The 1,400-nt window shown below is 64.3% G+C and carries 2 protein-coding genes; both read right to left on the bottom strand.

Features of this window, described 5'->3' with window-relative positions; genetic code table 11:
- Positions 1-303 precede the first annotated feature (303 nt).
- A complete protein-coding gene (locus DQ384_RS40170; protein WP_147269115.1) occupies positions 304-579 on the bottom strand; it encodes a hypothetical protein in 276 nt (91 codons plus the stop codon).
- Between the two features lie 32 nt (positions 580-611).
- Positions 612-977 carry a hypothetical protein gene (locus DQ384_RS40805; protein ID WP_147269114.1) on the bottom strand — a complete coding sequence of 122 codons (366 nt, stop codon included), beginning with the start codon at positions 975-977 and terminating at the stop codon, positions 612-614.
- Positions 978-1,400: the final 423 nt, after the last annotated feature.

The following is a 1,400-nucleotide window of genomic DNA, read 5'->3' as shown; positions in this document are numbered from 1 at the left end:
GCCTGGCCACCCGCTACGACAAAGCCCCGGAAAGCTACGAGGCCGGCCTCTACCTACGGGGCTCGATCATGTGGCTGAAGCTCCTCACCTCAACCACATGATCCGAACTCCAAACAGCTCCTAGTGCGCTGTCCACGAACGTTCGCCAGGTAGCGCGCTGTCGCGAAGTGGCCGCGAATGTCGACTGGTCCGCGGCTACGTGCGAACGAAGCTCGTTAGGAAAGACCAGCTCGGTCTCCAATGGGGTGTTCACGAGTACGACTGAGCAGCGGTAATGCGCCCAAGACAAGATCGCTTCCCGGGCTACTCGTGATCATTCCCAGACCCGACGGCCCGGGTGCGGGTCACCGTATGGCGTCGGCCATGCGGACTGTTTACATAGGGATGCGCTTGTTCCAGCCACTCGCTGGTCAGTCTTGCTCCTGTGGCTTGGTCGATGACCGCGAACCAGGCGGCCCTCCAGTCGTAGCCGTCGCCGCGTTTCTCGAACTCGGCGAAGGAGTCCGTCATCGGTTCCAGCTCGGGCCATTGGCCGATGCCAGAATAGTCTTCCGGGCGGCCGGGGAAGAGCGCGTCCATCATTAGGATGAGCTCGCCTCCGGCTGCGAAGCTCAGCCTGTTGTTGACGTTCCACCAGGCGCTGTAGATCCGTGCTCCCTGACTGAGTCGCTGGAGTACGGCGGGACTGGATCCGAGGTGGTCAACTCGAAGAGAATGGCGGCGGAGTCGTACCAGTCGACGAGCACGGGATAGGGCTCGCCGTCGTAGGGAACGATGGCGCTGAGCGGTGCGGGGTCATGAAGCTGGTGTGGCGTGTCCCCGCTGAGGCGGGTCGCGATCTGGTTCAAGTTGAGTGCTTTCCCGCTGTCCGGGACCACCACCGTCCAGCACATGGCCACGTCCAGCCAGCTTTGGCTGCGGCGGAGTTGCCGGTAGTGCTCGCGCAGGTCGCCAGTCGGCGGCTCTCCGGTGTTCACGCATGGGCCCCTTCGGCCAGCGGGGAACAGATCTTCGATATCCTCGCAGAGTCGGCTCAGAGCCGATCCGGACGACGCAACCGTGCTGCTCCAGTTCGCGCGACAAGCCAGCACGTTCGTCGAGGCAGCCCCGGACACCCTCATCGGGCCCGCACTGCAGACAGCGACTGGAGCTCTGGAGCAGGGTCTCGTCGGCCACCGCCACCCTGTTCAGCACCAGGCCCGAACGGTGGCATCCAGTTCCCGAGCCCTTCTACTCCGAACACGCCGGACCGCTCTGGGACATGGGACTCTAGCCTCGATCTTTCATGAGTGGGCTCTGGTCGCGTAGCGACCGCACCCGACCTTGTTTTCGCGGGTGGCCATGCTCGTGGTCCGACTGTCGCGTCGGGTGGCGGGGTTCCACGGGCCCGGGTGGTCTCC

It is taken from the genome of Sphaerisporangium album, from assembly GCF_003323745.1.
GTDB lineage: Bacteria > Actinomycetota > Actinomycetes > Streptosporangiales > Streptosporangiaceae > Sphaerisporangium > Sphaerisporangium album.
The sequence above is the reverse complement of the archived record's forward strand: the minus strand, read 5'-3'. Positions and strand labels throughout refer to the sequence as shown.